Raw genomic sequence first — 26,117 nt, 5'->3', positions numbered from 1 at the left:
GGTTCGGCTAGCGTGCGCCGCGGCGGCCCCGGCCGGTCGCCGGGGGAGAAAGCCATGGTCGACATCGCCGCGCGCGTCTGGAACCACAAGTGGAAGATCGATCCGATCGTGCGCTCGCTGATCGATACCGACTTCTACAAGCTGTTGATGTGCCAGTCTGTTTTTCGCAACAGGCGCGACACCACCGTCACCTTCTCGCTGATCAACCGCAGCACCCACGTGCCGCTGGCCGAGCTGATCGACGAGGGCGAATTGCGCGAGCAGCTCGACCACGTGCGCTCTCTCTCGCTCTGCCGCGGCGAAAGCACGTGGCTGCGCGGCAACACCTTCTACGGCAAGCGCCAGATGTTCCGCCCCGACTTCATGGAGTGGTTCGAGAACATGCGCCTGCCCCCCTACGAGCTCGAGCGCAAGGGCGACCAGTACGAGCTGACCTTCGAAGGGCCGTGGCCCGAGGTGATGCTGTGGGAGATCCCCGCGCTCGCCATCCTGATGGAGCTGCGCGGCCGGGCGGTGCTCCACCGGCTCGGCAAGTTCGAGCTGCAGGTGCTCTACGCCCGTGCCATGACCCGAACCTGGGAGAAGATCGAGCGGCTGCGCCCGCTCGACGACCTCAGGATCGCCGATTTCGGCACCCGCCGCCGCCATTCCTTCCTCTGGCAGGACTGGTGCGTGCAGGCGATGCAGGAGGGGCTCGGCCCCGCCTTCACCGGGACGTCCAACTGCCTGATCGCCAAGAACCGCGACCTCGAGGCGATCGGCACCAACGCCCACGAGCTGCCCATGGTCTACGCCGCCCTTGCCGAAACCGACGAGGAACTGGCCCGCGCCCCGTATCGCGTGCTCGCCGACTGGCACGAAGAGCACGAGGGCAACCTGCGCATCATCCTTCCCGACACCTACGGCACGGAGGGCTTCCTCGCCCACGCGCCCGACTGGCTGGCCGGCTGGACGGGCATCCGCGTCGATTCGGGCGACCCGGCCGAGGGCGCCGAGACGGCCATCCGCTGGTGGCAGGAGCGCGGCGAGGATCCGGCGCAGAAGCTCGTGATCTTTTCCGACGGGCTCGACGCCGACAAGATCGTCGAGCTGCACCGCCAGTTTCACGGCCGGGTGCGCGTCAGCTTCGGCTGGGGCACTCTGCTGACCAACGATTTCCGGGGGCTGGCTCCGGGCGACGCGCTCGCCCCCTTCTCTCTCGTCTGCAAGGCGGTGGCGGCGAACGGGCGCCCGACCGTCAAGCTGTCGGACAACCCCAACAAGGCGATGGGCCCGAAGGAGGAAATCGCGCGCTACAAGCGCGTCTTCGAGGTGGGCGAGCAGACGGCCCGCGCGGTCGTGGTCTGACTCAGGCGCCCGCCCGCGCCAGCCATCGCTCGGCCAGCCGCACCGCCCGGTCGGCATAGGCCCGCCTGCGGGGGTCGCCGGGCTCGGTGCGGCTGAGCACCCAGCCGCACGAGGCCAGCGCGCGCAGCATCACGAACAGCGACAGCTCCGCCGCTACCCGCGCCCCGTTGCCCCGGCGGCTGGCATAGCCCGCGACCAGCGCGGCGGCGAGGTCTGGGTAGTCGGGGCGCGCGGCATGACCCACCAGCGCGGTGCCGAGGTCGTAGCCGCGGTGCCCCACCCCGCAATCGTCGAAGTCGATCAGCCAGAGCCGGCTGCCCTGGTCGAGCACGTTGTCGAGTAGCACGTCGCCGTGGATCGGCCCCAGATCGGGCGCGGGCAGCGCGTCGAGCCGCGCCCGCGCCTCCTCGCGGACGATCTGCAGGAGGCGCGCTTCCTCGGGCGTGAGATGCGGGTGCTCCCAGAACCGGCCCCAGACAGGAGAGTCGCCGAGCAGAGACTCGCCCGTCCACGAGGGCAGGGCGCGCGTCTCGGGGGCGAGCCTGTCGGTCTCGTCGTGCAGCCGCGCGATCAGCCCGCCCAGACGGCGAAAGGCATCGACGGTCGGCCCGCCCTCGGCGAGCGGCGGCGCATCGATCCAGCCCACGACCGACGCCGCCCGCCCGTCGGGCGCGCGGGCGAGCAGCGCGCCGTCCTCGGCGGCGACGGGACGGGGGCAGGGAAAGCCCTCCTCGGCCAGCGCGACGGTCCACGCCATCTCGGCCTCGATGGCGGCGGGGCTGCGATAGCCTGCCCGGTGCAGGCGCAGCGCCGCCCGCTCGCCGGAGTGCAGGCGCACCTCGTAGACGGCGTTCTCGCGGTCGACGACCAGCCGGGGCGGGGCCGCGGCCCCGCCCCACGGCCCGAGCGCCGCCTCGGCCAGCGCCGCCGTCATGCCGGCGTGCCTTCCGTTAGCGGCACGGCGGCGAGAGCGGCAGCGAGCGCCTCGGTCAGCCGGTCGACATGCTCGGGCGCGAAGGGCATGGGCGGGCGGATCTTGAGCACGTGCATCTGGCGCCCGATCCGCCCGATCAGCACGCCGGCGTCCTTCATCCGCTCCACCACCGCCTCGGCGCGGGCGGCGTCGGGGCGGCCCGTGCCGTCGACGAGCTCCACCGCGGCCATCAGCCCATGCGCGGTCACGCGGGCGATGCCCGGATCGTCCAGAGTGCCCAGCGCCTCGGCCAGCCGGGCGCCCGTTCGGCCGGCATTCTCACGCAGGCCCTCGTCAGCCATCACGTCGAGCACGGCGCTGCCGGCGGCTGCGGCGACCGGCGTCGCCGCGGTGGTGTTGAAGTAGCCGAACCTCTCGCGGAAGGCGGCCATGTGATCCGGCCGCGTCACCAGCGCCGCAAGCGGATGGCCGTTGCCCAGCGCCTTGCCCAGCACCACGATGTCGGGCGCGACGCCCAGCAGGCCGTGCCCCCACAGATGCGTGCCCACGCGCCCCAGCCCCGGCTGCACCTCGTCGACGATCAACACGCCGCCGGCCTTGCGCACCGCCTCTGCCGACGCATCGAGCCAACCGGGGCCGACGCCCGGCAGCCCCTCGTTGGCGAAGACCGGGCAGACGACCAGCGCGGCGAGGCCGTGGCCCGCCTCGGCCAGATCCTCGGCCGCGCGCGCGACGGCGGCGGCGAAAGCCGCGGGCTGCGCCGCCGCCGAGCCGCCGAGGGGCGCGCGCGCATCGGGTGACGGCACGAGACGTACATGGGGCGGGTAGCCCCCCAGGGGCGGGCGACGGGCAGAAAATTGCGCCACCGCCGTCGTGTTGCCATGATAGGTGTTGTCGGTCGCCACGATCCCGGTGTGCCCGGTCGCCGCCTGCGCCATGCGCAGGGCGACATCCATCGCCTCCGAGCCCGTGCAGGCGAAGAGCGCCTGCGTCAGCCCGTCTCCGAAACTCGCGGTCAGCCGCTCGGCGTAGTCGAGGATCCCCGGGTGGAGGTAGCGCGAATTGGTGTCGAGCGTGGCGAGCTGCCGCGAGACGGCCTCGACCACGCGGGGGTGGCAATGGCCGACATGGGGCACGTTGTTGTAGGCGTCGAGATACCGGCGGCCTGCGGCATCCCACAGCCACACCCCCTCGCCGCGCACGATCTCGAGCGGGCGGCGGTAGAAGGTGGGCACGTTCGGCCCCATGAGGCGCGTGCGGCGGGCGGCGAGGCTCTCCATCGCGCGCCTCGCCTCACTCGTCGCCCGAGGTGACGCGGCCGCGCATGGCCTTCACCTCGGCGCGCTTCGCCTTGCCCTCGAGCCGCCGGCGCTTCGAGGCGAGGGTGGGCCGCGTGGGCTTGCGCCGCTTGGGCGCGACCGAGGCGCGGGCGACAAGCTCGGCCAGCCGCTGTCGCGCAATCTCGCGATTCCGGGCCTGGCTGCGCGTCTCGTCGACCTTGAGCACGATCGCGCCCTCGTCGGTCCAGCGCCGGCCGGCAAGCCGCCTGAGGCGCGTCTTGACCGGGTCGGGCAGATTGGGGCTGCGCGCCGCCTCGAAGCGCAGCTCGACCGCGGTCGCCACCTTGTTGACGTTCTGCCCGCCGGGGCCCGAGGACCGCACGAACTGCTCGGTCATCTCCCAGTCGTCTAGGGCGATATCGTCGGTGACGCGCAACATGACGGCACTCTCTCAGATTGGCGCCCGCGTGTTAAGCGCAGCAAGGAAAAAGGGCCGCCCCTGGTGGAGCGGCCCTTCCGAGCATTCAGGAGGTGGGGTCGGTCAGGCTGTCGCCAACGCGGGCTGCCGACCACCGAGGGCTGCCTCAGAGGCGCGCCTCTCGCGCTGTCCCGACACCTCTCTCCAGCATGACTCTCGACACTGGATCACCTCCTTTCCGTTGTTGAACCAGGGAAGGAGGTTGGCATGTGAGCGGCAGAAGTCAATGGCTTCCCTCCATTCCGCCGCCGGCCCGCGCGACGATCAGGCGGAAGGGGATCAGCGCGATCAGCGCGAGCGTCAGCTTTACCCCCCAGTCCGCCACCGCGAGCGACACCCAGAGCGGCGCGACCGGCCCGCCCCCCAGAAGCGGCAGCGCCTCCTGCGCCCAGACGGGCGCATTGGCGGGCTCCAGCCCGTTCAGCGCGGCAGCGAAGGCGATGGAAAAGAACAGCGCCGTGTCGACGGTCGAGCCGATCACCGTCGAGGCGAGCGGCGCCTGCCACCATGCACGGCCGCGCATCCGGTCGAACACGGCCACGTCGAGCAGCTGCGCGACGAGGAACGCCGTGCCCGACCCCACCGCGATGCGGAATGTCGTGGCGTCGAACTGCGAGGCGACGAGCGAGCAGAACACGCCAACGACGAAGCCGGTGAACACCACCTGCCGGGCGAGCGCCGGGCCGTAGAGACGGTTCATCAGGTCGGTGACGAGGAAGGCGAGCGGGTAGGTCAGCGCCCCCCATGTCAGCCAGTCGCCGAGCAGGTACTGGACGAGAATGTTGGAGGCCACCACGATGGCGGCCATGGCGAGGATGCCGGGCAGGGCTTGGCGGGTCATAGATCAGTCCGTTTTTACAAGGTTGCGGAGACTTGTCCGGGGCGCACCCGGAAAGCCCCGGAGCTACCGCTGCGCCTGCAGGGGCGCAAGGGGCAGCGTCACCTCGACGATCTGGCCGCGCTGCCACGCCCGGTGATTGTCGTCGGCCACCATGACGGCGCGTAGGTGCCCCTCGGCGTCGCGCCAGAGGCCGAGGCCCTCGAGGTTGCCGTAGCGCCCCAGCGGCGAGCGCCAGACCTCTTCGCCGTCGAGCAGGCCGGCGCCTGCGCGCAGATCGAACCGGCGGATGCGCGAGGCGAAGGCGACGCCGAGAAAGCGACGCTCGAGCAGGTAGAACGCGCCGTCGGGGCCGAAATCGGCGCCGGTGGCCAGCCAGTCGCGGTCGTGCGTGAGTCGCGTGGCGACCTCCCATTCGCCTGACCGGGCATCGAGCCGGTAGAGCGGGTAGACGGTCATCGGCCCGTAGCCCGAGGCGGGCTGTTCGGGAAGCGTGTAGGCGTTGCCCGCGGCATCGCGCGCCAGCGCCTCGAACCCGCGATTGTGGCCCGGCAGGAACCCGCGCGGCAGGTCGGGCAGCCAGTGCGCCGCCATGTCGGGCGGGGCGTAGCGGCGCAGCCGGGCGAAGCCCTCGAACGAGATCCAGACGTCGCCCGTCTCCCAATCGACGTCGATCCCCTCGGAATCGTCGGCTTCCCTGTCGGTGGGCTGCCCGCGCAGGCCCCCAAGGCGGCGCGGCGGCGGCGCCTCGATGCCGGCGAGCCTGCCGCCCTCGCGCAGCAGCCGCCCCGAGGTGCTCCGCCCGGCATCGGTCACCGCGACGAAGCGGCGGCCGTCGGGCGACACGTCGATTCCCGACCAGCCGCCGAGCGGCCCGGCATAGGGCAGCGGCAGGGCGACGGGGTCACCCGAGTCGGCGGCGGCCACGGCCATGCCGGCGGCAGCGAGCGCCGCGAGCATCAGCCGTGCCGCCGCCCTCAGCGCGCGGCGAGGACCTGCTGGCACTGGCGGGGCAGGTCGGCCAGGGTGTAGTCGCGCGCGCCGCGGCGCTTCGGTGCGGGCTCGGCCGGCTTCTGCACCTTGGGCGGGTCGAGGTAGTCGGTCACCCACCACATGAGCGTCTCGTCGCAGCCGTCGCCCCCCTTCGAGAGCTCGGCCACCGTCGGTCGCTGCGTCTCGCAGGCACGGTTGCCGCGCGGGCACTTGAGCCGGACATGAAAGTGGTAGTGATGGCCGTAGATCGGGCGGATCTTCTGCATCCAGTCGCGGTCGCCGCGGCTCGCGGTCTTGCACATCTCGATCTTGACCGGCGGCGTGACGAAGACGCGATCCACCCGGCTGTCCCGAGCGGCGCGCTTGAGGATCTCGTGGTGGGCGCGCGTCCAGTTTCCGTTGACCGAACGCTGGTCGGCCGAGCGCACCGAGATCGACGACAGGCTCTCGCGCTGCGCCCGCGACAGGTTGAGCCGCGTCGCGGGCTTCATCCAGATGTCGATGTCGAGGCCGATCTGGTGGCTCTGGTGGCCGCTCGTCATCGGCCCGCCGCGGGGCTGCGAGATATCGCCGACATAAAGGCCCTTCCAGCCGACCCGCGTGGCGAATTCCGACAGATCGACGATGAAGCCGATCGCCTCCGGGTGGCCCCAGTTGCGATTGCGCGACAGGCGCATCGCCTGCCACGTCGGCCCCGTCTCGGGCAGCTGGACGAGCCCGGCCGCGCAGCCCTTGGCGTAGGAGCCGATGGCCTCGGCCCCCTGCCGCGAGGGCGTATCCATGCGCCCGAAAAGCACGTTGGCCTTTTGCTGCGCCAGGGCCGCGGGCGCGGCGAGGCACAGGGTCAGCGCGAGGGCTGCGAGTCGGGCGCCAGGATCCATTCGTCGCGTGCTCCGTCCGGTTTGGTCCAGACTAGCAGAAACAGGCCCGCGAGGAACAACGCGATGAGCGGGACGATGCCTGCCTGCTGGCTGCCTGTGGCATCGGTGACGACACCGACGAGCAGCGGCGCGAGGAACGCCGTCGCCTTGCCGGCCAGCGCGTAGAGGCCGAAGCCTTCCGTCATCTGCTCCGGAGCCGCCTGCCGCACCATCATCGAGCGCGAGGAGGATTGCAGCGCACCGCCTGCCGCGCCGATGCCTGCGCCCACGATGTAGAAGGTGACGTCGGGCAGCCGCGACCCGGGCGCCACGGCCATGCCGAAGACCGTCTCGCGCGACAGGAAGACGACGGTCGTCGCCAGCGCCGCCAGCACCATCAGGCAGACCACGATCACCGGCTTCGGGCCGAATCGCGAATCGGCCCGGCCGCCGATCCAGGCGAAGACGGCGGCGGTGACGACGGCGAGGATGCCGAAGACGCCCAGATCGACGACCGACCAGCCCAGCACGCCGGCGGCGAAGATGCCGCCGAAGAAGTAGAAGCCGTTGAGCGCGTCGCGGTAGAGCATCGACGCGCCGAGAAACGAGAACAGCGACGGCCTTCGCGGCAGGCTCCGCAGCGTCGCCCTCAGCTCCGGCCACGCGGCGCGCGCCGCGGCGCCGGGAGGCAGCGCGCCGGGCCGGCGCGGCTCGCGCACCCACAGGAAGAACGGCACCATGAAGACGAGGAACCAGAGCGCCGTGAACGGGCCGACGAAACGGGTACCCTCGCGATCGGCCGGGTCGAGGCCGAACAGCGGCGCGATCCCGAGCAGGGTGGTGCCCGCCGCGCTTTCGGCGAAGAACAGCAGCATAACCACCAGCGCGACCAGACCGCCGAGATAGCCGAAGGCCCAGCCGCTGCCCGAGATGCGCCCCACCTCGCGCGCCGGCCCCAGCGTGGGCAGCATCGCGTTGGTGAAGACCGTGGCGAATTCCATCCCGATCAGGCCGAGCGCGAAGAAGACGAGGGTGCGCACGAGGTCGAAATCGTCCGGCGCGGCGAACCACAGGCTCGCCGCGCCGATCACGTAGAAGATCGAGAAGAGCACGATCCACGGCATCCGGCTGCCGCCCTTGTCGGCCATCGCGCCGAGAAAGGGGGCGAGCAGCGCGATCACCACGCCCGCCGCGCCCACGCCGTAGCCCCAGGCGGCCTGCGCACGGCTGCCGTCGCCCAGCACCTCGGCCACGTAGGGGCCGAAGATGAAGGTGAGAAGGAGGGTGTTGTAGGGCTGACTAGCCCAGTCGAAGAAGAACCAGCCCCAGATCCTCTTGCGCGCCGCGTCCATCTCCGCTCCCCTGCCCGTGAGGCGCATCAAGCACCGCAGCCGCCGCCGCGGCAAGCGCGGCATCGGCGAGCCGGGCCGGTCAGTCGGTCGAGGCGGTGTCGTCGTCGCCGAAGACGGGCGTGACCTGCGCCACGACGACGGCGTTCTCCTCCGCCGCGCGGTCCATCAGGCCCTTTTCCTCTGGCGCGATCTCGTGCCCCTCGGCGAGGCGCTCGGCCAGCGTGCCGTAGCCGGTCACGTCGAGCGGCGCGAGCCCGGCCTGACGCAGCACCTGCACCGTCTCGCGCACCGCCTCTTCCTCGTCGTGCCCGGAGGCGTAACAGAGCAGTCCCGCCCCGGTGGACCCCTCGGGCAGGCCGTCCCCGGCCGCGCGGCCGACCTCCACGAGCAGGGTATAGACCTTGGGGGCAGAGGTGCGCTTGGCCATGGCCCGGGCCTAGGGCGCCTCGAAGGGGATGGCAACGCCCTCTTGCGCGATCCGGTCGTCGGGCCAGTCGCGCCACGGATCCCAGTCGTCGCGGGTCTCGTAGAGGTGGCGCATGGCGTCGGCCACCGGCGGCGCGGCGACCAGATCGCGCCCGCGGTCGCGCCACAGGGCCTCGGTCTCGCCCGGCGGGCCGCCCGCAAGCGCGGCCTGCAGCGGCAGGCGCAGATGCAGCGGCGCCCCCGCAAGGCCGGCCTCCACCACGACCCGAGCGCGGGTCGCCCTCTCGGCCAGCGTCGGCGGAGGCTGGAGCGGGGCGGCGCCGGTGTCGTGCAACAGGCGAAACCCGTTCATCAGCGCGGCCCGCACCGCGGCGGGGGCGGCGCGGTAGGCGTCTGAATGGGCGTCGTGATAGGCGGCAAGATCGGGCGGGGCGAGAGGGCTCTCCCCTTCGAGCGCCTCGGCCAGGAGCAATGCGGTGGCCGCGTGGAAGGCAGGCGCGTCGCGACCGGGAAGCGCCGCGGCCAACTCGACCGCCTCGCGCAGCGGCCCGGCGCCGGCCGGCAGGCGCCCCGCGCTCAACGCCACGGCCACATCGCCCGCCTCCGCGCCGGGAAGGCACGCGGCGATCCGTTCGGCCACGGCGCCCGCTCCCGCCGCCGACATGCCCGCGAGGGCGCGAAGATCGGAGAGGCATTGGGCCCGCGCGAACCGGGGCTGATGAGGCGGCGACAGAGCCATGGATACTCACTACGCGAAGAATCCGATGTAAATTGGGCCGAATACCGGCGCGGAGTCACACAAATCTTGCCAAAGGGTTAACATTTCCGCGGACAGGGCGTCGCCAGACTGTCAGGCAAAGTGGACACTTTCGCCGCAGTGCTCGCTGATCTTTCTTCTTGATCGGGGCGTTTCCGTGCTATTCTCTGGCGCCATGACTGTAAGCTCAGGTTTACACCCCGCTCCCGTGCCGGCGGTTCGCCGCCTGCCCCAGCCGCGCGCCGCGCTCACGCTGATCAAGCCGATCACGTGGTTCCCGCCCATGTGGGCGTTTCTCTGTGGTGCGGTCTCGGCCGGCGGCAGCTTCGTGCAGGGCTGGGGGCTGGTGCTGCTCGGCATCGTCCTGGCCGGCCCCATCGTCTGCGGCATGAGCCAGGCCGCGAACGACTGGTGCGACCGCCACGTCGACGCGATCAACGAGCCTGATCGCCCGATTCCCTCGGGCCGCATCCCCGGCCGCTGGGGCCTCTGGATCGCGCTGGCCATGTCGGCGCTGTCGCTCTTCGTGGGCTGGTTTCTCGGGCCGTGGGGCTTCGCCGCGACCGTGGTCGGCGTGCTGGCCGCCTGGGCCTATTCGGCCGAGCCCGTGCGCCTGAAGCGGTCGGGCTGGTGGGGGCCGGGCCTCGTGGGCCTGTCCTACGAATCGCTCCCGTGGTTCACCGGCGCCGCCGTTCTCTCGGCCGGTGCCCCTCGAATCGAGATCGTGATCGTCGCGCTGCTCTACGGCATCGGCGCCCACGGGATCATGACGCTGAACGACTTCAAGGCGCTCGAGGGCGACCGGCAGATGGGCGTCAACTCGCTGCCCGTGACGCTCGGGCCCGAGCGCGCCGCGCGGCTCGCCTGCTGGATCATGGCGATCCCGCAGGTCGCCGTCATCGCGCTGCTGTTCCACTGGGGGCGCGAGCCGTTCGCCGCCGCCATCGCCGCCGGCCTCTTCGGGCAGGTCTGGGCCATGCAGGTGCTCTTGCGCGATCCCAAGGGCCGGGCGCCCTGGTACAACGGGCCGGGCGTGGGCCTCTACGTTTCGGGCATGATGGTCGCCGCCTTCGCACTCAGGGGGATGGGATGACGCTCTCGTGGCTGTCGATCTTCCGCCTCGGGGCGGTGCAGATGGCGCTCGGCGCCATCGTCGTGCTGATGACCTCAACGCTCAACCGCCTGATGGTGGTGGAGCTGGCCCTGCCCGCCGTGCTGCCGGGCCTGCTTGTGGCGCTGCACTACGGCATCCAGATCACACGGCCCAACTGGGGGTTCCTTTCCGACACGAGCGGTCGCCGCACCTTCTGGATCGTCGTCGGCATGGCCGTGCTCGCCGCCGGCGGGATGCTCGCCGCGACCGGCGTCTGGGCGATGGAGGAGTCCTTCGTCACGGGCCTCGCCCTGTCGATCCTCGCCTACATCCTGATCGGCATCGGCGTGGGCGCATCGGGCACGTCGCTGCTCGCCCTGCTCGCCACCGCCACCGCGCCCGAGCGTCGGCCGGCCGCGGCCACGATCACCTGGCTGATGATGATCCTAGGCATCGCCGCCACGGCAGGAATCGTCGGCGCGGTGCTCGAGCCCTACTCGCCCGAACGCATGCTGACGATCGTCGCCATCGTCGCCACCGCCGCCTTCACCGTCACCTGCCTCGCCGTCTGGGGCGTCGAGCGCGGCGTGCAGGCCGAACGCGCGCCGGAGGAGCAGCCCTTCCTGCAGGGGCTGAAAGAGGTCTGGGCCGAGCGCGACGCGCGCCGCTTCACGATCTTCGTCTTCCTGTCGATGACCGCCTACTTCATGCAGGAACTGATCCTCGAGCCCTACGCCGGCCTCGTCTTCGGCTTCACGCCGGGGCAGTCGACCTCGCTCTCGGGCGCGCAGAACGGCGGCGTGTTCCTCGGCATGGTCACCGTCGGGATCGCCGGCACGGCGCTGCGCATCGGGAGCCTGCGCACCTGGGTCATCGCCGGGTGCCTCGGCTCGGCCGCGACCCAGGTGGGCCTCGCCGCGCTGGGCCCCCTCGGCCCCGGTGCGCCGCTGGTGCCGGTGGTGATCGCCATGGGCTTTTTCAACGGCATGTTCGCCGTCGCCGCCATAGGCTCAATGATGGCGCTCGCCGGCCAGGGCCGAGAAAAGCGCGAGGGCACGCGCATGGGGCTCTGGGGCGCCGCGCAGGCGATCGCCGCGGGCTTCGGCGGGCTCGTCGGCGCCGCTGCCGTCGACACGCTGCGCACCGTCACCGCCGACGCGCCGGCCTTCGGCGCCGTTTTTCTTGTCGAGGCGGCCCTGTTCGTCGCCGCGGCCAGCATGGCCTTCCGCATGATGTCGAAACCGAGCGCACCCGATCCGGCGCTCGTCCCAGGGGAGTGAGAGAGATGGACTACGACGTCGTCGTCGTGGGGGGCGGCCCCTCCGGCGCCACCGCCGCCGAAGACCTCGCCCGCGCCGGCAAGCGCGTGGCCATGATTGACCGAGCGGGGCGCATCAAGCCCTGCGGGGGCGCCATCCCGCCCCGCCTGATCGCGGATTTCGCCATCCCCGACAGCCAGCTCGTCGCCAAGATCGACACCGCGCGGATGATCTCGCCCACCCACCGCCACGTCGACATCCCGATCGAGAACGGCTTCGTCGGCATGGTCGACCGCGAGCATTTCGACGAGTTCCTGCGCGATCGCGCAGCCAAGGCCGGGGCCGACCGACACACCGGCACGTTCAAGGAAATCGTGCGCGAGGACGGCAGGACCATCGTCGTCTACCGCGACAAGGCGAGCGGAGACGAGGTGCGCCTGCCCACGAAATACGTGATCGGGGCCGACGGCGCCCGCTCGAACGTGGCCCGGCAGGAGGTGAAGGGGGGCGACAAGATCCCCTACGTCATCGCCTACCACGAGATCATCGACCCCACCGGGGCCAAGGCCGAGTGCATCAATGGCGCCTACGAGGCGCATCGCTGCGACGTGATCTACGACGGCCGCATCTCGCCCGATTTCTACGGCTGGGTGTTCCCGCACGGGAAGTCGGCCTCGGTCGGCATGGGCTCGATGGTCAAGGACGTCGACCTGAAGGAGGCCACCGCCGCCCTTCGCCTCGCCGCGGGCCTCGAGGAGTGCGACACGATCCGCCGCGAGGGCGCGCCGATCCCGCTGAAACCGCTCGACCGCTGGGACAACGGCAAGGATGTCGTGCTCGCGGGCGACGCCGCGGGCGTCGTTGCCCCGTCCTCGGGCGAGGGCATCTACTACGCGATGGCCGGAGGCCGCGCCGCCGCCACCGCGGCGCAGGCCGCGCTCAAGACGGGGCGCGTGAAGGACCTGCAGCTCGCGCGCTCCCTGTTCATGAAAGAGCACAAGAACGTGTTCAAGATCCTCGGCGCGATGCAGGACGCCTACTACCGGTCCGACGAGCGGCGGGAGCGCTTCGTGTCGCTGTGTCATGATGTCGACGTGCAAAGGCTCACGTTCGAGGCTTACATGAACAAGGAGCTCGTGAAGGCGCGACCGCTGGCGCACATCAAGATCGGGTTCAAGAACGTTGCGCACCTTTTGGGGATCGTTCCGGCGGTCTCCACCTGAGACCGAACAGAAGGCCCGAATGACGGACACGATGATCCCGGCCTGGGTGGACGGAGAGCTCGCTCCCGTGGAGAAGCTCGAGGTCCACCGCAAGGGGCTGAAGCACAAGGCCGTGTCCGTCTTCGTCCTCGACGGCGAGAATGTCCTGCTGCAGCGGCGCGCGCTGTCGAAGTACCACACGCCCGGCCTGTGGACGAACACCTGCTGCACCCATCCCCACTGGCGCGAGGGACCGGCCGAATGCGCGGTGCGGCGGCTGAAGGAGGAACTCGGCATCGAGGGTCTCTACCCCGCCCACCGCGACACGGTGGAATACCGCGCAGAGGTGGGCGGCGGGCTGATCGAGCACGAGGTGGTCGACATCTTCACCGCGATCTCCGAGCGCAAGATGAAGGTCGAGCCGAACCCCGACGAAGTGTCTCAGGTCGAGTGGGTCGGGTTCTACGACCTGACCGCCGAGGTCTCGCGCCGGCCGCACCGCTTCACGCCGTGGCTGCAGATCTACCTGCGCGAGCATCGCGACAGCATCTTCGGCAGCCTCGTCCGCGTCTGAGCGCCGCGCCCCCGCGTCAGGGTGCGCCCTTTCGCCATGCCGTTCGCACCCGCAGAAAGGCGCGGCGAACAGGCAGATTGGAGACCCCCATGAAAGTCGGAATCGTGGGCGCCGGAGCGGTGGGGGCGACCGCCGCCTACGCGATCGGGCTGATGCGTGCGGCCCAGGAGGTGGTGCTGGTCGATCGCAGCGCGGCGCTGGCCGAGGCGCAGGCGGCCGACATCCTTCACGCCATGCCCTTCACTTCGCCGGCGCGCGTCTCGGCCGGCGGCTACGAGGCGCTGGCGGATGCGGGCATCGTGATCCTCGCTGCCGGGGTCAACCAGCAGCCTGGCGAGAGCCGCCTCGCCTTGCTGTCGCGCAACGCGGCGGTGTTCGAAGACGTGATCGGGCAGGTGCTGAGCGTGGTGCCCGACCCGATCCTCGTGATCGCCACCAACCCGGTCGACATCATGACGACCGTCGCCCTGCGCCTGTCGGGGCTGAAGGCATCGCGCGTCATAGGCTCCGGCACGATCCTCGACACGGCCCGCTTCCGCTCCCTGCTCGCCGGGCATCTCGGCGTCTCGTCCCGGTCGATCCACGCCTATGTCCTGGGCGAGCACGGCGACAGCGAGGTGCTCGGCTGGTCAGGCGCGCGCGTCGGCACCATGCCGCTCGAGGCCTTTGCCGCGCAGGTTCGCGCGCCCATCACCCGGTCGGTCAGGGAAACGGTCGACGAGGGCGTGCGCCGCGCAGCCTACCGCATCATCTCTGGCAAGGGCGCCACGAATTACGGTATCGGCGGGGGTCTCGCGCGCATCGTCTCGGCCATCGCGCAGGACGAGCGGGCGGTGCTCTCGCTCTCGGCAGAGAGCGAAACCCTCACCGACTACCCCCGCGTGGCCTTCTCGCTGCCGCGGCTGATCGGCGCCGAGGGCCTGGTGGCCGAATTGAGCCCCAGCCTAGATGCGAACGAGGCGGCGGCGTTGCGCGCCTCGGCCGACCTTCTCAAGCAGACCGCCGACGCCCTCTGAACGCGACGCCGCCGGCCGCCGCGGGCAAATTCCTTGAGGAAGGAATTTGCAAGAGCCTTGCTCAAGGCTCTTGCGCGCGGCTCACGCGCGCGCGGCGCCGAAGGCGGGGGCCTCGATCCCGAGCGCGCGCAGCGCCGTCGCGGCGATGTCGTCGGCGGTCAGGCCCGCCTCGGCATACATCGCGGCGGGGCTCGCCTGGTCGATGAACCGGTCGGGCAGCGTCATCGTGCGCACCCTCAGGCCCGCGTCGAGCAGCCCCGCCCCGGCGAGGTGGTGCAGCACCTGCGCGCCGAAGCCGCCCTGGGCGCCCTGCTCGACAGTGATCAGGGCACCATGGTGGCGGGCGAGCTGGCCGATCAGGTCGGTATCCAGCGGCCTGGCGAAACGGGCATCGGCCACGGTGCAGGTCACGCCCCGCGCGGCGAGCCCCTCGGCCGCGCGCAGCGCCTCGTCGAGATGCGCGCCGAACGACAGGATCGCCACGCCCTCGCCCTCGCGCACGATGCGGCCCCGCCCGATCTCGAGCACGGTTCCGCGCTCGGGCATCTCGACGCCCACACCGTCGCCGCGGGGGTAGCGGAAGGCGATGGGGCCCTCGTCCCAGGCCGCGGCGGTGGTGGTCATGTGCACGAGCTCCGCCTCGTCGGCCGCGGCCATGACGACCATCCCCGGCAGGTTCGACAGGTAGGCCACGTCGAAGGCGCCCGCGTGGGTCGCCCCGTCGGCGCCCACCAGCCCCGCCCGGTCGATGGCGAAGCGCACCGGCAAGCCCTGAAGGGCCACGTCGTGCACCACCTGGTCGTAGCCGCGCTGCAGGAAGGTCGAGTAGATGGCGCAGAAGGGCTTGAGACCGCCCGCGGCCATCCCCGCGGCGAAGGTCACGCCGTGCTGCTCGGCGATGCCCACGTCGAAGACTCGCGCAGGAAAGCGGTCGGCCATGATGTTGACGCCGGTGCCTGAGGGCATCGCCGCGGTCACCGCCACGATCGACGGGTCCTCGGCGGCAAGCTGAGTCAGGGTCTGGCCGAACACCTTGGTATAGGCCGGCGCGTTGCTCTTCGACTTCTTCTGCGTGCCGGTCGCCACGTCGAACTTCGCCACGCCGTGATACTTGTCGGCCGAGGTCTCGGCCGGGGCATAGCCCTTGCCCTTCTTCGTCAGCGCGTGGATGAGCACCGGCCCCGTTGCCCGCGCCCTGGCCGCGCGCAGCACCATCAGCAAGCCGTCCATGTCGTGCCCGTCGACCGGGCCGATATAGGTGAAGCCCAGCTCCTCGAAGAGCGTGCCGCCCGTGTGGGCCGAGCCGCTGACAAGCTGGCGCGCGCGACGGGCACCGTCGCGGAAGGGCCCGGGAAGCGCCGATTCGAAGCCCTCGGCCATCTTCGCGAAGGGCGTGCCGTAGAGGCCAGAGAGGTATCGCGACATCGCACCGACTGGGGGCGCGATCGACATCTCGTTGTCGTTGAGGATGACGAACATCCGCCGGCCCTCGTGGCCGGCATTGTTGAGCGCCTCGTAGGCCATGCCCGCGCTGATCGAGCCGTCTCCGATCACCGCCACCGCGTCGCCGGTCGGCTGGCCCATGTCGCGCGCCACGGTGAAACCGAGCGCCGCCGAGATCGAGGTCGAGGAATGCGCCGCGCCGAACGGGTCGTAGACCGATTCCGATCGCTTGGTGAATCCCGACAGCCCGCCCTCCTGCCGCAGGGTACGGATGCGCCCGCGGCGGCCGGTGAGGATCTTGTGAGGGTAGCACTGGTGGCCGACATCCCAGACCAGCTTGTCCTTGGGCGTGTCGAACACGGCGTGGATCGCGACCGTCAGCTCGACGACGCCGAGCGAGGAGCCGAGATGGCCGCCCGTCTCCGACACCGCCGAGATCGTCTCGGCGCGCAGTTCGTCGGCCAATCGCCCGAGGTCCCGATCGGTCAGCGCCTTGAGGTCGGCGGGCCCGGCGACACGGTCGAGCGTGGGGGTATGGGGGCGGTCAGACATCGCTCTCTCCTCCGGTCACGATGCGAATCCGAAAGGGCGCCGCACAGGCTCTGACCTGCTGGCCGCGGCCCGCGCGGCGCCAGTGTCCTGTAGCCAACAGGAAGGGAACCGGGGGTGGGACCCCCGTGCCCGGGCCATGTGGGCGGCCCGAACGGGCTGTCGGCGGCGGAGCGTCTGCGGTGGCGCCGCGCGCCGGGTCTCTGGACCGGCCGCCCCACCGGGGGGGAGGGGCGGCCGATGCCCGGGCCGACGTTGCGGCCCGGATCTCGTTCCGCGGGGCGTCAGGCGGCCCGCGTCTCGGCCGGCGCCTCGATCGCCCCGAAGGACGGGTCGGGCGCCTCCTTGCTCTCGGGAGGCAGGGTCGCACCGATGGCGATGAGGATGAAGATGATCGCCATCGCCCCGAAGAAGACCGCCGCGCCGTAGCCGGCACCCTTTGCCATGAGCATGGCGCCTTCCTGGAACAGGGACGGCTCGCGGCGCTCGCCGAAGATCGGACGGGTCGGTTTGTCGGACATCACGCTCTCCTCAGTTCATCGGGGCGTAGCCGTGGACCTGCGCCCAGGCGTACCAGTCGTCCACGACCGTGCCGGTGATCAGGATGCCGATGCCGCCCGTGAGCGTCGTCAGCACCGCGAACCACCACGCCCAGCGGTGGATGCCCTCCATCGTGGCGTTGAAGCCCATGGTCCAGCGCCAGAACAGCGCCGCACGCTCGGCCGCCGTCCCGCGGTCGACGATCTGCTCGATCTCGCGGTCGCCGCCGAAGCGGGAGACGGCAAGGATCGTGGCGCCGTGCATGGCGAACAGCAGGGTCGAGCCGTAGAGGAACACGATCGAGAGGGCGTGGAACGGGTTGTAGAACAGGTTCCCGTAGCGGAGCGAGAAGTTGTTCGTCCAGTCGAGGTGGGTGAAGATGCCGTAGGGCACCGCCTCCGACCAGCTGCCCATCAGGATCGGCCGGATCAGGCCGAGCACGAGGAACAGCCAGATCGCCGACAGGAACGCCCAGGCGATGTGCTTGCCCATCCCCAGTTGCTCGGCGAGCAGGTAGGAGCGGATCCACCACGACATCACGCTGACCAGCAGCAGGAAGCCCACCACGAGGAAGCCGAGGCCCTCGCCGAGCGGCGGGATCGACAGGCCGTATTCCGGCGCGGGCGGCTCCAGCGAGAAGTAGAAGAGATCCCGCAGGAACACGGCCGGGTTGTAGCCCGCCTGGTCCCAGTAGCTCAGGCCGATCAGCACGAAGGCCAGCGTGCCCGTCACCAGCGAGACCACCCCGAACGAGCCCAGGTAGATCGGACCCAGCTGGGCGTTGCCGAACCACCCCAGAAGGTTGGAGAAGCCCGGTCGGCCTACCCGTTCGTCGATGTCGAAGTCGTCGCCCGACCCGGCCATGCCGAACTCGGGTTCGCCACGCACCTGAACCTGGGTGAAGATGTTCTGATACTCAGCCATTGACGCCTCCAGGAATGTCGCCCCACCAGGGGAGGAACACGTACCAATCCCACCAGGCGATCCACTGGTCGAACCAGACGGTGCCGGAGATCACGATACAGACGGCCGACCAGAAGCCGGCATTGAGCGCCAGAAGCAGGCCGAGACGGTGGATCCCCAGCGTCCCCACCGAGTAGCCGATGAAATCGCGGAAGTAGGTGTCTTCGTGGTCGGGCGTCTTCATCTCGGTGCCCTTCTTGGGGTTGACCGCCGAGAGGATCAGGCCGCCGTGCAGGGCGAGGGCGAGAGTGGTCGCGAAGAAGAACGTGATCGCGATCATGTGCGCCGGATTGTAGTGGAAGTTGCCGTACTGGTAGCCGACGTTCGAGACCCAATCGAGGTGGGTCCAGATCCCGTAGGGGAAGCCGTGGCCCCACGCGCCCATCAGCACGGGGCGGATGATGACGAGGGTGACGTAGGCGAAGATCGCGACGCCGAAGGCGAAGGGCACGTGATAGCCGATGCCCAGCTTGCGGCAGATCTCCACCTCGCGCAGCATCCAGCTCAGGAAGGCGCCGGTCGCGCAGATCGTTATGATCTGCCAGAAGCCCCCCTCCTGCAGCGGCGCGAAGCCGAGGCCATACGACAGATCGGGCGGCTCGATCGAGATCAGCCAGGGGTTCCAGACCCCGTCGACCGCCGTGCTCCAGAAGATCAGGATCGTGCCGAGCGCCGAGAAGAAGATCGTCGTGACGCCGAAGAACCCGACATAGAACGGCCCGACCCAGAAATCGAACAGGTCGCCGCCGATGAGCGTGCCCCCTGGCACGCGATATTTTCGTTCGAAGGTGAGCAAAGCCATCTTCTTACTCCGGTTTGGCGGCGGACCCCGACCCCCCGCGCGCAAGGGCGCGCGCGGGCCTGGCCTGCCGTCGGTGAAAGAGTGCTCCGGGCGGCCCGTGCGCCGGCCGCCCGGAACGGGCGGAGCCGATTACTCGGACGCCGCTGCGGCGGGTGCGCCGTACTTCGCGGCCGCCACCTCGAACCAGTTGTACCGGTCGGTGGACAGCAGCACGAGGTGGATCATCGCCGCGAGCAGGAACAGGAACACGCCCTGGGCCACGAACACGCGGCGCGGATCGAAAACGAGCCAGATCTTGTAGAATTGTGCCATGATCGATCCCTCCTCAGAACCAGGGGCGCCAGATGAAGGTCGCCAGGTGGGCGACGACGGCGACGGCCGAGAAGAGCCAGAGGCCCTGCATGTAGACGCTGTGCAGTTCCTGCGCCTGGTCGTCGGTAAGACCCGTAAAGGACAGGTCGCTATTGTCAGCCATGTGTTTCCTCCGAAAACTCAGACTGCGCCGCGCACCCCGCGGCCGGGTTGCGGGGGCTCGGCCCCCGCTTGGTATCCACCCAGGCGCTTGGCCGAGGCGAATTGCGTGCACGCCCCGGACCCGCGCGATGCGGCGGGTCCGGGGCGCGTATCTCGTGCCCTCACGCGGAGAAGATCATCGGCGTGATGATCCGCGCCTGGCTCCACGCCTTGGCGATCGGCCCCTTCTCGGGCAGCTTGAACTGGCGCAGCGCGGAGAGGGTCCACGTCACGAAGGCCAGCGGCAGCGTCGCCAGGAAGATCAGGGCGAAATAGGCGTAGAATTCCCGCCGCGGCGCGGCCGGCATTCCGCGCGCCCGGGTGGCGTAGCGGGACGGCTCGGGCCGGCGCGGCTCGAGCGGCAGGTCCGTCGTGTGATCCGTCATGCGGTTTCTCCCTTGAGGGTGGGCTCATCGGCCCCGTCCGGCGTCGCCTGGTCGGTGGCGAAGCCCGCGGGCGCGAGCTTGCGGACGGTGTCGATCTGGACGCGCTCCGCGCCCGCTTCGAGCGCCGCCGCCTCGGCGGCGTCGCGCAGCGTCTTGGCGGCGGAGATGCGGGTGAGAACGGGGTGCTCTTCCACGATCCGGTCGAGCAGCGCCTGCGCGTCGTCATCCCAGGGGAAGTCGCGGCGCAGGCGGGTGGGCGTGGCGCTGGCCTCGTCCATCTCGCTGCCCAGCGGCAGGATGTGGAACAGCGCGTCGAAGAGGCCGTTGCAGACCTCCTGCAGCAGGTAGGTCGCGCCGGCATACCCCATGAAGGGCGTGCCGGTGGCCCGCCGGATCGCCGCGCCGGGGAACGACGCGGGGATGAATGCGGGCTGCGGCCCGTGCCCGCCCTTGGTCTCGGCGAGATACATCTTCTCGTTGATCGAGCCCATCACGATCAGCGGCCGCTTGCGGTGGATATCCGCGCGCACCTGGTCGTTGTTGGGCTTGCGCCCCGCGACGCGCGCATGGGCGAAGTCGCAGGGGAAGCCGAGATCGTGCTCCAGGTAGTGGCGCACGCCGCGCGCATAGGTCTCGTTGGCCACGATCCCGAAGGAGGCGGTGGCGAAGAAGTCCTGCGTCACCGAGCGCCAGAGATCCCAGACGGGCTTGATCGTCGAATGCTTCTCGCGCTCGATGAAGGGCTCGGGATCGAGCCCGGTGAGCTCGCCGAGCTTGCGCAGGAAGCGGGTGGTGGAGTCGATCCCGATCGGCGCCTGAAGGTACGGCTTGCCAAGCACCTCGGCGAGGCCGCGGCCGAACTCGCGGTACATCACCACGTTCACGTCGGCGTTCACGAGGTTGCGCATCTCGGCAAGGTGGGCGCCCAGCGGCATCACCATGTTCACCTCGGCGCCGATCCCCTCGATCAGACGGCGGATCTCGGCGAGGTCGGAGGGCATGTTGAAGGTGCCGTACATCGGCCCGAGGATGTTGACGCGGGGCGCGGCGCCCTCCTCGCGCTTCTTCTCGGGCGGCATCCGGCCCTTGGTCATGCCGTACTCGGTGAAGAGCCAGGTCATGGCCCGGTCGGCGGCTTCCCACTGGTCCTCGTCGATGGTGCGGGGCAGGAAACGCTGGATGTTGGTGCCCTGCGGCGTCACGCCCCCGCCGATCATCTCGGCGATGGAGCCGGTCACGACGACGGCCGGCAGGGCCGGGTCGAGCGTGCCCCAGGCCCGCTTCATGGCACCTTCCGTGCCCTCGCGGCCCAGCTCCTCCTCGCCGAGGCCGGTGGTGACGATGGGCAATTCGTGCGGCGGCAGGCCGTCGGTGTAGTGGAGGACCGACGTCACCGGCAGGTTCTCGCACCCCACGGGCCCGTCGATCACCACCTGCATCCCCTTGACGGCGGTGAAGGCGTAGACCGCCCCCCAGTAGCCGCCCGCGCGGTCATGGTCCTGAACTAGCATCCGATCGCTCCCCTCGTGAGGGCGGGAGCGAGGGGCCAGCCCCTCGCGCTCCCCGGGATATTTCGAGCAAGAAGAAGCAGGGTGCGATGCATCAGATCATCTCCTGCGCCTTCTCGGCGCGCGCCTTCTTCTCGAGCTTCTTCTGGTAGGCGGCGCGGAAATCGGGGCGCAGGTTCGGATCGCCTTCCCACACCCCCGCGGTGTCGCCGTGGCCCACGCCCTCGAAGAACTCCTTCATCCCGTCCATCCGGTCCTTGTTGGCGATGGCGGCGTTGACCACCTGGGCAAGGCTGCCCGCGCCCGCCGGCCCCATGAGGGGGCGCGCCGAGATGAGGTTGGTGAAGTAGAGGCCGGGAACGGCAAGCTCCTTGGCCTTTTGCACCACGGGCGTCGTGCCGATGGCGAGGTCGGGCCTGATCGCCTCCATCGCCGCGCAATCGTCCTCGAGCGAGGCGCGGTAGACGACCTTGGTGCCCCTCGCCTCGAGCCACTCGCGGTCGGGGTCGGACATGGCCGTGCGGGGGCAGGCGGTGCCGACATAGGGCACCTCCGCCCCGCTTTCGACGAGCAGGCGCGCCACGAGGAGCTCCGAGCCCTCGTAGCCCGACAGCGTGATCGTCCCGTCGATCCGCGTGCCCCCGAGGGCCGCCCTGATCGCGGGCAGGAACTGGTTCTGCGCCGCCGCCACCTTGTCGGCGGCCAGGCCGAAGGCGTCGCCGATGCGCGCCAGCCAGTCGGCCGTGCCGTCGTGACCGACGGGCGCCGAAGGCACGATGGGCCGGCCGGCCGCCTCGAACTCGCGCATCGCGGCGGTGTAGAACGGGTGGATCGCCGCCACCGCCCCGCAATCGAGCGCGGCGTAGAGCTCGCGCCACTCGCGGCACGGCACGGTCGGGCCGGCAGCGAGGCCCAAGGGCGCGAGAAGCTGGCCGATGATCATCGGGTCTGCCGGGAACATCTCGCCCAGCATCGAGACGGTGGGCCGGTCCGACACGCCGGCCTCGGGGGCGGGCACGGGCCCGGCCTCGATCTCCTTCCGGGCGTAGTTCAGCATCGCGCCGGCCAGCACGTCCTTCGCCTCGGCGTGCGTCGGAATTCCGAAGCCCGGCACGTCGATGCCAACGACCCGCACCCCGTCGATCTCGTCGGGCAGGAGCCTGAGCGGCACGCCCGACGCGGTGGGCACGCAGAGGTTCGTCACCACGATCGCGTCGTACTTGTCGGGGTCGGCCATCTGGTGGACGGCGTCGCGGATATCCTCGTAGAGCTTTCCGGTCACCAGCGTCTCGGAGCTGAACGGCACGTAGCCGACCGAGCGCCGCGCCCCGTAGAAGTGGCTGACGAAGGTCAGGCCGTAGACGCAGCACGCCGAGCCCGACAGCACGGTGGCCACGCGCCGCATCCGCAGGCCCACCCGGAGCGATCCGAAGGCCGGGCACATCGATTGCGGCTTGTCGTGCGGCCCCTGCGGATAGTCCTTCGCATACTGGTCGAGGATCTCCGACTTGCCCGCCATCCGGGCCGCCTTCTCCATTTCCTCTGCGCCGGCGTGGCACCCCATGCCGTCCTGCAGAACCGGCGCCTCGCCGGTCTCGGCGCCATGCGCCTGCCGCTCCTGCCCGATATCGACCCGGGCCTCCGCGGCATCGTCGTAGGTCACCTCACCCGACATGACCCCTCCCCATCATCTTGGTGGAAATACTCCGGGGAGCGCGAGGGGCTGGCCCCTCGCTCCCGCCATCGACCGCAAGCGCCTCACGCATCGTCATAGACGACCTCCAAGCTCTCCTTCGGCTTGGCGTTCTTGCCGCGCATGTCCTCGTCGGTGGCCGGCTCCAGCACGAAGTCGGCACCGGTGTCCTTGCCGTCGAACAGTCCGATCAGGTCGTCCTGGCTGAGCGGCGTGGGGTGGGTCGGAGGGGCGCCGGCCACGTTCTCGGCCAGTTCGGCGAAGAGCGCGCCCCACTGGGTCGCGTCGGTGCCCACGATCTCGTAGGAGGCCGACTTGCGGCGCAGGTCGTCGTCGGCGGGGATCGAGGCCAGCACCGGGATGTCGACCCGCTCGGCGAAGGCCTGGGCCTGGCCCGTGCCGTCGTCCTTGTTGATGACCATGCCGGCCACGCCCACGTTGCCGCCGAGCTTGCGGAAATACTGCACCGCCGAGCAGACGTTGTTGGCGACATAGAGGCTCTGCAGGTCGTTCGAGCCCACCACGATCACCTTCTGCGCCATGTCGCGGGCGATCGGCAGGCCGAAGCCGCCGCAGACCACGTCGCCCAGGAAGTCGAGCAGCACGTAGTCGAAATCCCAGTCGTGGAAGCCAAGCTTCTCCAGCAGTTCGAAGCCGTGGATGATGCCGCGCCCGCCGCAGCCGCGGCCCACTTCGGGCCCGCCGAGCTCCATCGCGAAGACGCCGCCGCGCTTGAAGCAGACATCGCCAATCTTCACCTCCTCGCCGGCCAGCTTCTTGGCCGTCGAGGTCTCGATGATCGTCGGGCAGGCCTTGCCGCCGAACAGCAGCGAGGTCGTGTCCGACTTGGGGTCGCAGCCGATCAGCAGCACGCGCTTGCCCTGCTCGGCCATCATGTGGCTGAGATTGGCCAGCGTGAACGACTTGCCGATGCCGCCCTTGCCGTAGATCGCGATGATCTGCGTGTGTTTGGTCGGCTCCTCCGAGGGCACCTCGAGCGAGGGCTCTTCGGCCGCCTCGTCACGCAGGCGCTTGTCGAAATCCTTGAGATTCGGGATGTCCTTCATGTCGCGCTCCAGTCCAGAATCATTTTCAGGCAGGCGGGATCGTTGAACGCCGTGGCATAGGCCTGGGGCGCCTGTTCCGCCTTTGCCCTGTGGGTGATGAGGCCACCCAGGGAGAGGGCCCCGGCTTCGACCAGCGCGCGGGTGGCGGCGAGGTCGTCATGCGTCCACTCGGCCGCGATCCGCAGCCGGGCCTCCTTCATGAACGCAGGTGGAAAGGCGAAGCTGAGCGGCGCGGTGTAGAAGCCGGCGAGCACCACTTCGCCTCCCCTGGCGATCCGCCCGATCAGCGTGTCGAGCAGGGCGCCGTTGCCGCTGGCGTCGTAGATCGAGCGATAGTCGCGGCGGGTATCGTCGTCGGGGTGAACGACATCGTAGCCCATCGCGCCCGTGGCGCGGTCGGCGTCGATCTCCCACACCACGGGCGGCTCCGACCCGGCGGCGATGGCCAGCCGCGCGAGCAGGCGGCCGAGCACGCCGTGGCCCACCACGAGGTCGGGCATCTCCTTGTTGAGGCCCGCCATGGCGTGACGCGCGGTGGCGGCGAGCGCGAGCAGCGCCCCCTCGGCGCCCCACCCGCGGTCGATCCGGGTGACGCGGTCGGCCTGGCTCACGAGCATCCGCGCGGCGCCGCCAAACAGGCCCCGCACCTCGCCGTAGCAGTTGGCGCCGGGCACGAACACATAGTCGCCGGGCTTGAACCCGGTGTCGCGGTCGGCCTCGATCACCTCGCCGGCCGCCTCGTAGCCGGGGATCAGCGGATAGCCCATGCCCGGAAACGGCGGCATCTGCCCGGTATAGAAGAGCTTTTCCGTCCCGGTGGAGATGCCGGAATGGTCGATCCGGATCAGCAGGTCGCCCTTGCCCGGCTCGGACAGCTCCACCTCTCCGAGGTCGAGCGTTTCAGCGCGTTCGAGGATCACGGCCTTGGTCTGCACGACTGTCTCCTCCTTGGCGGGCGACTCAGACCCACTGAGTCACGGCGTTGGGCAGCGTTGGTGTAAGTTTAGACTGACACCTATCTGTGTCAACAGAAATGGACAGACTTCCGCCACTAGACATTCAGGCCTCGTGTCGCACCGGCTTTCGCCCCTCGACGACCGAGGTGACAAAGGGGCGCGCGGTGGGGCGCCGGGCCACGCCCTCGAAGCCGGCGGCGGCCATCAGGCGGGCGATCTCGCGGGGCGAGCGGGCTCGGCCGGTGCGCATCGCCATGCAGTAGAAGGCGAAGTAGACGTCACCGGCCCGCTCTGGCCTGGCCGCGCCTGTCATCGGCTCCGACACGATCAGGCGGCCGCCGGGGGGCAGCGCCTCGCGCACGGCGGCAAGCAGGGCGGCCACCGTCTCGTCGGCGTGATCGTAGAGCACCCGCACGAGGCTGATCGCGTCGGCCCCCTGCGGCAGAGCGTCCGTGCGGAACGAGCCGGGCACGATGGTCACGCGGCCCGACAGCCCCGCCGCGTCAAACCGCGCGCGCGCCCCGGGGGCGACCTCGGGCAGATCGAACAACACGAGGTCCGGTTCCGGCACCGCTCGGCCGAGCGCGGTGAGAAACGCGCCGGTGCCGCCGCCTACGTCCATCAGCCGGCGGATGCCGCGGAAGTCGACGGCGCGCAGCGTCTCCTCCGCCACCAGCCCCTGGCTCTCGGCCATCAGCTCGGAATAGCGGGCCGCGACGTCGGAGGGCATGCCGCCCCCGAAGACGTAGGGCCAGAAATGAGACAGCTCGGTCTCGGCCTCGTCGCGCAAAAGCGCGAGCGGGTCGGCCATGTCTCGGTAGAAGACGGAATGGTGGCGGATCATGTCGGCCAGTCCCGGCACGCCGATGGCCGCCGCGCCCAGCCGCGCGGTCTGGTAGCCATCCCACGCGCGCTCGAGCAGGCCCAGCGCGGTGCCCGCCCTCAGCAGCGCCTCCATCCGCTGCGGGTCGATCCGGTGGCGGCGGGCGAGATCGGCGGCCGATCGCGGCGCGTCGGAGAGCTCGCTCAGAAGATCGAGCTCGACCAGCGTGAACAGAACCTGCGAATGCACGAAGCCCGCCACGAGATCGAACAGGCGCTCCCCGTCGACCCTTGCTGTGCGGCGGGTCAACGGGTTGGCCGAGGCCCAGCTCTGGAAACCGGGCGAGGCCACGCGCGCATTGCGCCAGCGCCGCCAGCGCGCGCCGAGCGACAGCGGCCGCCGCGCGGGAGCGCGCTCCGGGCCTTGTTCGGGATCGTCCTGCGCCATCGGCCGGACCTCGCCTGG

Annotated in this window: 27 protein-coding genes; 6 read left to right on the top strand and 21 right to left on the bottom strand. The window is 70.4% G+C overall.

What is annotated here, in order from left to right; translation table 11 throughout:
• Positions 1 to 54: 54 nt before the first annotated feature.
• Positions 55 to 1,347 (top strand): nicotinate phosphoribosyltransferase, encoded by a 1,293-nt coding sequence (pncB, locus tag DLJ49_RS05635; RefSeq protein WP_115392538.1) that lies wholly within the window; start codon positions 55 to 57, stop codon positions 1,345 to 1,347.
• 1 nt (position 1,348) lies between these two features.
• Here the strand turns inward: pncB and DLJ49_RS05630 are convergent, their stop codons facing one another.
• The 9 genes from DLJ49_RS05630 to DLJ49_RS05590 form a co-directional block, all read right to left on the bottom strand.
• Positions 1,349 to 2,281, bottom strand: coding sequence for a phosphotransferase enzyme family protein (locus DLJ49_RS05630; protein ID WP_115392537.1), 933 nt, complete (start codon positions 2,279 to 2,281; stop codon positions 1,349 to 1,351).
• On the bottom strand, positions 2,278 to 3,561 hold the full coding sequence (locus DLJ49_RS05625) for an aspartate aminotransferase family protein (protein WP_115392536.1): 1,284 nt from the start codon (positions 3,559 to 3,561) through the stop codon (positions 2,278 to 2,280). The genes DLJ49_RS05630 and DLJ49_RS05625 overlap by 4 nt, the downstream gene beginning before the upstream one ends.
• A gap of 13 nt (positions 3,562 to 3,574) precedes the next feature.
• Positions 3,575 to 4,000 (bottom strand): alternative ribosome rescue aminoacyl-tRNA hydrolase ArfB, encoded by a 426-nt coding sequence (arfB, locus tag DLJ49_RS05620; protein WP_115392535.1) that lies wholly within the window; start codon positions 3,998 to 4,000, stop codon positions 3,575 to 3,577.
• 262 nt (positions 4,001 to 4,262) lie between these two features.
• The gene (locus tag DLJ49_RS05615; protein ID WP_115392534.1) at positions 4,263 to 4,880 is read right to left on the bottom strand and encodes a queuosine precursor transporter; all 618 of its coding nucleotides are present in this window, start codon (positions 4,878 to 4,880) and stop codon (positions 4,263 to 4,265) included.
• 63 nt (positions 4,881 to 4,943) lie between these two features.
• Positions 4,944 to 5,837, bottom strand: coding sequence for an esterase-like activity of phytase family protein (locus DLJ49_RS05610; protein ID WP_115392533.1), 894 nt, complete (start codon positions 5,835 to 5,837; stop codon positions 4,944 to 4,946).
• Between the two features lie 17 nt (positions 5,838 to 5,854).
• Positions 5,855 to 6,751 carry a penicillin-insensitive murein endopeptidase gene (gene mepA, locus DLJ49_RS05605; RefSeq protein ID WP_115392532.1) on the bottom strand — a complete coding sequence of 299 codons (897 nt, stop codon included), beginning with the start codon at positions 6,749 to 6,751 and terminating at the stop codon, positions 5,855 to 5,857.
• Complete coding sequence (locus DLJ49_RS05600) at positions 6,715 to 8,082, bottom strand: MFS transporter (protein ID WP_115392531.1); 1,368 nt, start codon at positions 8,080 to 8,082, stop codon at positions 6,715 to 6,717. The genes mepA and DLJ49_RS05600 overlap by 37 nt, the downstream gene beginning before the upstream one ends.
• 79 nt (positions 8,083 to 8,161) lie before the next feature.
• Complete coding sequence (locus tag DLJ49_RS05595; RefSeq protein WP_115392530.1) at positions 8,162 to 8,509, bottom strand: hypothetical protein; 348 nt, start codon at positions 8,507 to 8,509, stop codon at positions 8,162 to 8,164.
• 9 nt (positions 8,510 to 8,518) lie between these two features.
• Positions 8,519 to 9,148 (bottom strand): hypothetical protein, encoded by a 630-nt coding sequence (locus DLJ49_RS05590; protein WP_115392529.1) that lies wholly within the window; start codon positions 9,146 to 9,148, stop codon positions 8,519 to 8,521.
• 292 nt (positions 9,149 to 9,440) lie between these two features.
• On the opposite strand from DLJ49_RS05590, the gene chlG reads away from it, so the two are divergent.
• The 5 genes from chlG to DLJ49_RS05565 all read left to right on the top strand — a co-directional run bounded on the left by chlG (position 9,441) and on the right by DLJ49_RS05565 (position 14,409).
• Complete coding sequence (gene chlG, locus DLJ49_RS05585; protein WP_115392528.1) at positions 9,441 to 10,358, top strand: chlorophyll synthase ChlG; 918 nt, start codon at positions 9,441 to 9,443, stop codon at positions 10,356 to 10,358.
• Entirely contained in the window at positions 10,355 to 11,638 is a 1,284-nt protein-coding gene (locus DLJ49_RS05580) for a BCD family MFS transporter (protein WP_115392527.1), read from the top strand. Before chlG ends, DLJ49_RS05580 begins: the two co-directional genes overlap by 4 nt.
• A gap of 5 nt (positions 11,639 to 11,643) precedes the next feature.
• Positions 11,644 to 12,840, top strand: a complete 1,197-nt coding sequence (locus tag DLJ49_RS05575; protein ID WP_115392526.1) for a geranylgeranyl diphosphate reductase — start codon at positions 11,644 to 11,646, stop codon at positions 12,838 to 12,840.
• 19 nt (positions 12,841 to 12,859) lie between these two features.
• Positions 12,860 to 13,393 (top strand): isopentenyl-diphosphate Delta-isomerase, encoded by a 534-nt coding sequence (gene idi, locus DLJ49_RS05570; RefSeq protein ID WP_115392525.1) that lies wholly within the window; start codon positions 12,860 to 12,862, stop codon positions 13,391 to 13,393.
• Positions 13,394 to 13,482: 89 nt separating this feature from the next.
• Positions 13,483 to 14,409 carry an L-lactate dehydrogenase gene (locus DLJ49_RS05565; protein ID WP_115392524.1) on the top strand — a complete coding sequence of 309 codons (927 nt, stop codon included), beginning with the start codon at positions 13,483 to 13,485 and terminating at the stop codon, positions 14,407 to 14,409.
• Positions 14,410 to 14,490: 81 nt separating this feature from the next.
• Here the strand turns inward: DLJ49_RS05565 and dxs are convergent, their stop codons facing one another.
• The 12 genes from dxs to DLJ49_RS05505 form a co-directional block, all read right to left on the bottom strand.
• Positions 14,491 to 16,404: a 1-deoxy-D-xylulose-5-phosphate synthase gene (gene dxs / locus DLJ49_RS05560; RefSeq protein ID WP_115392523.1), complete on the bottom strand. Its 1,914-nt coding sequence runs from the start codon at positions 16,402 to 16,404 to the stop codon at positions 14,491 to 14,493.
• 281 nt (positions 16,405 to 16,685) lie between these two features.
• The gene (gene pufX, locus DLJ49_RS05555) at positions 16,686 to 16,922 is read right to left on the bottom strand and encodes an RC-LH1 core complex protein PufX (protein ID WP_115392522.1); all 237 of its coding nucleotides are present in this window, start codon (positions 16,920 to 16,922) and stop codon (positions 16,686 to 16,688) included.
• Between the two features lie 10 nt (positions 16,923 to 16,932).
• The gene (gene pufM / locus DLJ49_RS05550; protein WP_115392521.1) at positions 16,933 to 17,865 is read right to left on the bottom strand and encodes a photosynthetic reaction center subunit M; all 933 of its coding nucleotides are present in this window, start codon (positions 17,863 to 17,865) and stop codon (positions 16,933 to 16,935) included.
• Positions 17,858 to 18,706, bottom strand: a complete 849-nt coding sequence (pufL, locus tag DLJ49_RS05545) for a photosynthetic reaction center subunit L (protein ID WP_115392520.1) — start codon at positions 18,704 to 18,706, stop codon at positions 17,858 to 17,860. Before pufL ends, pufM begins: the two co-directional genes overlap by 8 nt.
• Positions 18,707 to 18,835: 129 nt before the next feature.
• On the bottom strand, positions 18,836 to 19,018 hold the full coding sequence (gene pufA / locus DLJ49_RS05540; protein WP_115392519.1) for a light-harvesting antenna LH1, alpha subunit: 183 nt from the start codon (positions 19,016 to 19,018) through the stop codon (positions 18,836 to 18,838).
• A 13-nt stretch (positions 19,019 to 19,031) separates the two neighbouring features.
• Positions 19,032 to 19,181 carry a light-harvesting antenna LH1, beta subunit gene (gene pufB, locus DLJ49_RS05535; RefSeq protein WP_115392518.1) on the bottom strand — a complete coding sequence of 50 codons (150 nt, stop codon included), beginning with the start codon at positions 19,179 to 19,181 and terminating at the stop codon, positions 19,032 to 19,034.
• Positions 19,182 to 19,341: 160 nt separating this feature from the next.
• On the bottom strand, positions 19,342 to 19,605 hold the full coding sequence (gene pufQ / locus DLJ49_RS05530) for a cytochrome PufQ (protein ID WP_199533305.1): 264 nt from the start codon (positions 19,603 to 19,605) through the stop codon (positions 19,342 to 19,344).
• Positions 19,602 to 21,116, bottom strand: coding sequence for a chlorophyllide a reductase subunit Z (gene bchZ / locus DLJ49_RS05525; RefSeq protein WP_115392517.1), 1,515 nt, complete (start codon positions 21,114 to 21,116; stop codon positions 19,602 to 19,604). The genes pufQ and bchZ overlap by 4 nt, the downstream gene beginning before the upstream one ends.
• A gap of 91 nt (positions 21,117 to 21,207) precedes the next feature.
• Positions 21,208 to 22,788: a chlorophyllide a reductase subunit Y gene (gene bchY, locus DLJ49_RS05520; protein ID WP_115392516.1), complete on the bottom strand. Its 1,581-nt coding sequence runs from the start codon at positions 22,786 to 22,788 to the stop codon at positions 21,208 to 21,210.
• Positions 22,789 to 22,871: 83 nt separating this feature from the next.
• On the bottom strand, positions 22,872 to 23,873 hold the full coding sequence (locus tag DLJ49_RS05515; RefSeq protein WP_115392515.1) for a chlorophyllide a reductase iron protein subunit X: 1,002 nt from the start codon (positions 23,871 to 23,873) through the stop codon (positions 22,872 to 22,874).
• Positions 23,870 to 24,808: a chlorophyll synthesis pathway protein BchC gene (gene bchC, locus DLJ49_RS05510; RefSeq protein WP_115392514.1), complete on the bottom strand. Its 939-nt coding sequence runs from the start codon at positions 24,806 to 24,808 to the stop codon at positions 23,870 to 23,872. The genes DLJ49_RS05515 and bchC overlap by 4 nt, the downstream gene beginning before the upstream one ends.
• A gap of 124 nt (positions 24,809 to 24,932) precedes the next feature.
• On the bottom strand, positions 24,933 to 26,099 hold the full coding sequence (locus DLJ49_RS05505; RefSeq protein ID WP_115392580.1) for a methyltransferase: 1,167 nt from the start codon (positions 26,097 to 26,099) through the stop codon (positions 24,933 to 24,935).
• Positions 26,100 to 26,117: the final 18 nt, after the last annotated feature.

Source organism: Rhodovulum sp. 12E13, from assembly GCF_003340565.1.
Classification (GTDB): Bacteria; Pseudomonadota; Alphaproteobacteria; order Rhodobacterales; family Rhodobacteraceae; genus HLUCCA09.
Note: the sequence above shows the minus strand (reverse complement) of the source record. Positions and strands in the feature narration are given on the sequence as shown.

Coding starts and splice junctions, on each gene's coding strand:
- DLJ49_RS05505 (WP_115392580.1), bottom strand. CDS start 26,099: ATGGCGCAGGACGATCCCGAACAAGGCCCGGAGCGCGCTCCCGCGCGG.
- DLJ49_RS05575 (WP_115392526.1), top strand. CDS start 11,644: ATGGACTACGACGTCGTCGTCGTGGGGGGCGGCCCCTCCGGCGCCACC.
- DLJ49_RS05515 (WP_115392515.1), bottom strand. CDS start 23,873: ATGAAGGACATCCCGAATCTCAAGGATTTCGACAAGCGCCTGCGTGAC.
- bchY (WP_115392516.1), bottom strand. CDS start 22,788: ATGTCGGGTGAGGTGACCTACGACGATGCCGCGGAGGCCCGGGTCGAT.
- DLJ49_RS05565 (WP_115392524.1), top strand. CDS start 13,483: ATGAAAGTCGGAATCGTGGGCGCCGGAGCGGTGGGGGCGACCGCCGCC.
- dxs (WP_115392523.1), bottom strand. CDS start 16,404: ATGTCTGACCGCCCCCATACCCCCACGCTCGACCGTGTCGCCGGGCCC.
- DLJ49_RS05615 (WP_115392534.1), bottom strand. CDS start 4,880: ATGACCCGCCAAGCCCTGCCCGGCATCCTCGCCATGGCCGCCATCGTG.
- idi (WP_115392525.1), top strand. CDS start 12,860: ATGACGGACACGATGATCCCGGCCTGGGTGGACGGAGAGCTCGCTCCC.
- arfB (WP_115392535.1), bottom strand. CDS start 4,000: ATGTTGCGCGTCACCGACGATATCGCCCTAGACGACTGGGAGATGACC.
- DLJ49_RS05600 (WP_115392531.1), bottom strand. CDS start 8,082: ATGGACGCGGCGCGCAAGAGGATCTGGGGCTGGTTCTTCTTCGACTGG.
- pufB (WP_115392518.1), bottom strand. CDS start 19,181: ATGGCTGACAATAGCGACCTGTCCTTTACGGGTCTTACCGACGACCAG.
- bchZ (WP_115392517.1), bottom strand. CDS start 21,116: ATGCTAGTTCAGGACCATGACCGCGCGGGCGGCTACTGGGGGGCGGTC.
- mepA (WP_115392532.1), bottom strand. CDS start 6,751: ATGGATCCTGGCGCCCGACTCGCAGCCCTCGCGCTGACCCTGTGCCTC.
- DLJ49_RS05580 (WP_115392527.1), top strand. CDS start 10,355: ATGACGCTCTCGTGGCTGTCGATCTTCCGCCTCGGGGCGGTGCAGATG.
- DLJ49_RS05625 (WP_115392536.1), bottom strand. CDS start 3,561: ATGGAGAGCCTCGCCGCCCGCCGCACGCGCCTCATGGGGCCGAACGTG.
- DLJ49_RS05610 (WP_115392533.1), bottom strand. CDS start 5,837: ATGCTCGCGGCGCTCGCTGCCGCCGGCATGGCCGTGGCCGCCGCCGAC.
- pufM (WP_115392521.1), bottom strand. CDS start 17,865: ATGGCTGAGTATCAGAACATCTTCACCCAGGTTCAGGTGCGTGGCGAA.
- pufA (WP_115392519.1), bottom strand. CDS start 19,018: ATGGCACAATTCTACAAGATCTGGCTCGTTTTCGATCCGCGCCGCGTG.
- pufX (WP_115392522.1), bottom strand. CDS start 16,922: ATGTCCGACAAACCGACCCGTCCGATCTTCGGCGAGCGCCGCGAGCCG.
- pufL (WP_115392520.1), bottom strand. CDS start 18,706: ATGGCTTTGCTCACCTTCGAACGAAAATATCGCGTGCCAGGGGGCACG.
- pufQ (WP_199533305.1), bottom strand. CDS start 19,605: ATGACGGATCACACGACGGACCTGCCGCTCGAGCCGCGCCGGCCCGAG.
- DLJ49_RS05595 (WP_115392530.1), bottom strand. CDS start 8,509: ATGGCCAAGCGCACCTCTGCCCCCAAGGTCTATACCCTGCTCGTGGAG.
- DLJ49_RS05630 (WP_115392537.1), bottom strand. CDS start 2,281: ATGACGGCGGCGCTGGCCGAGGCGGCGCTCGGGCCGTGGGGCGGGGCC.
- chlG (WP_115392528.1), top strand. CDS start 9,441: ATGACTGTAAGCTCAGGTTTACACCCCGCTCCCGTGCCGGCGGTTCGC.
- pncB (WP_115392538.1), top strand. CDS start 55: ATGGTCGACATCGCCGCGCGCGTCTGGAACCACAAGTGGAAGATCGAT.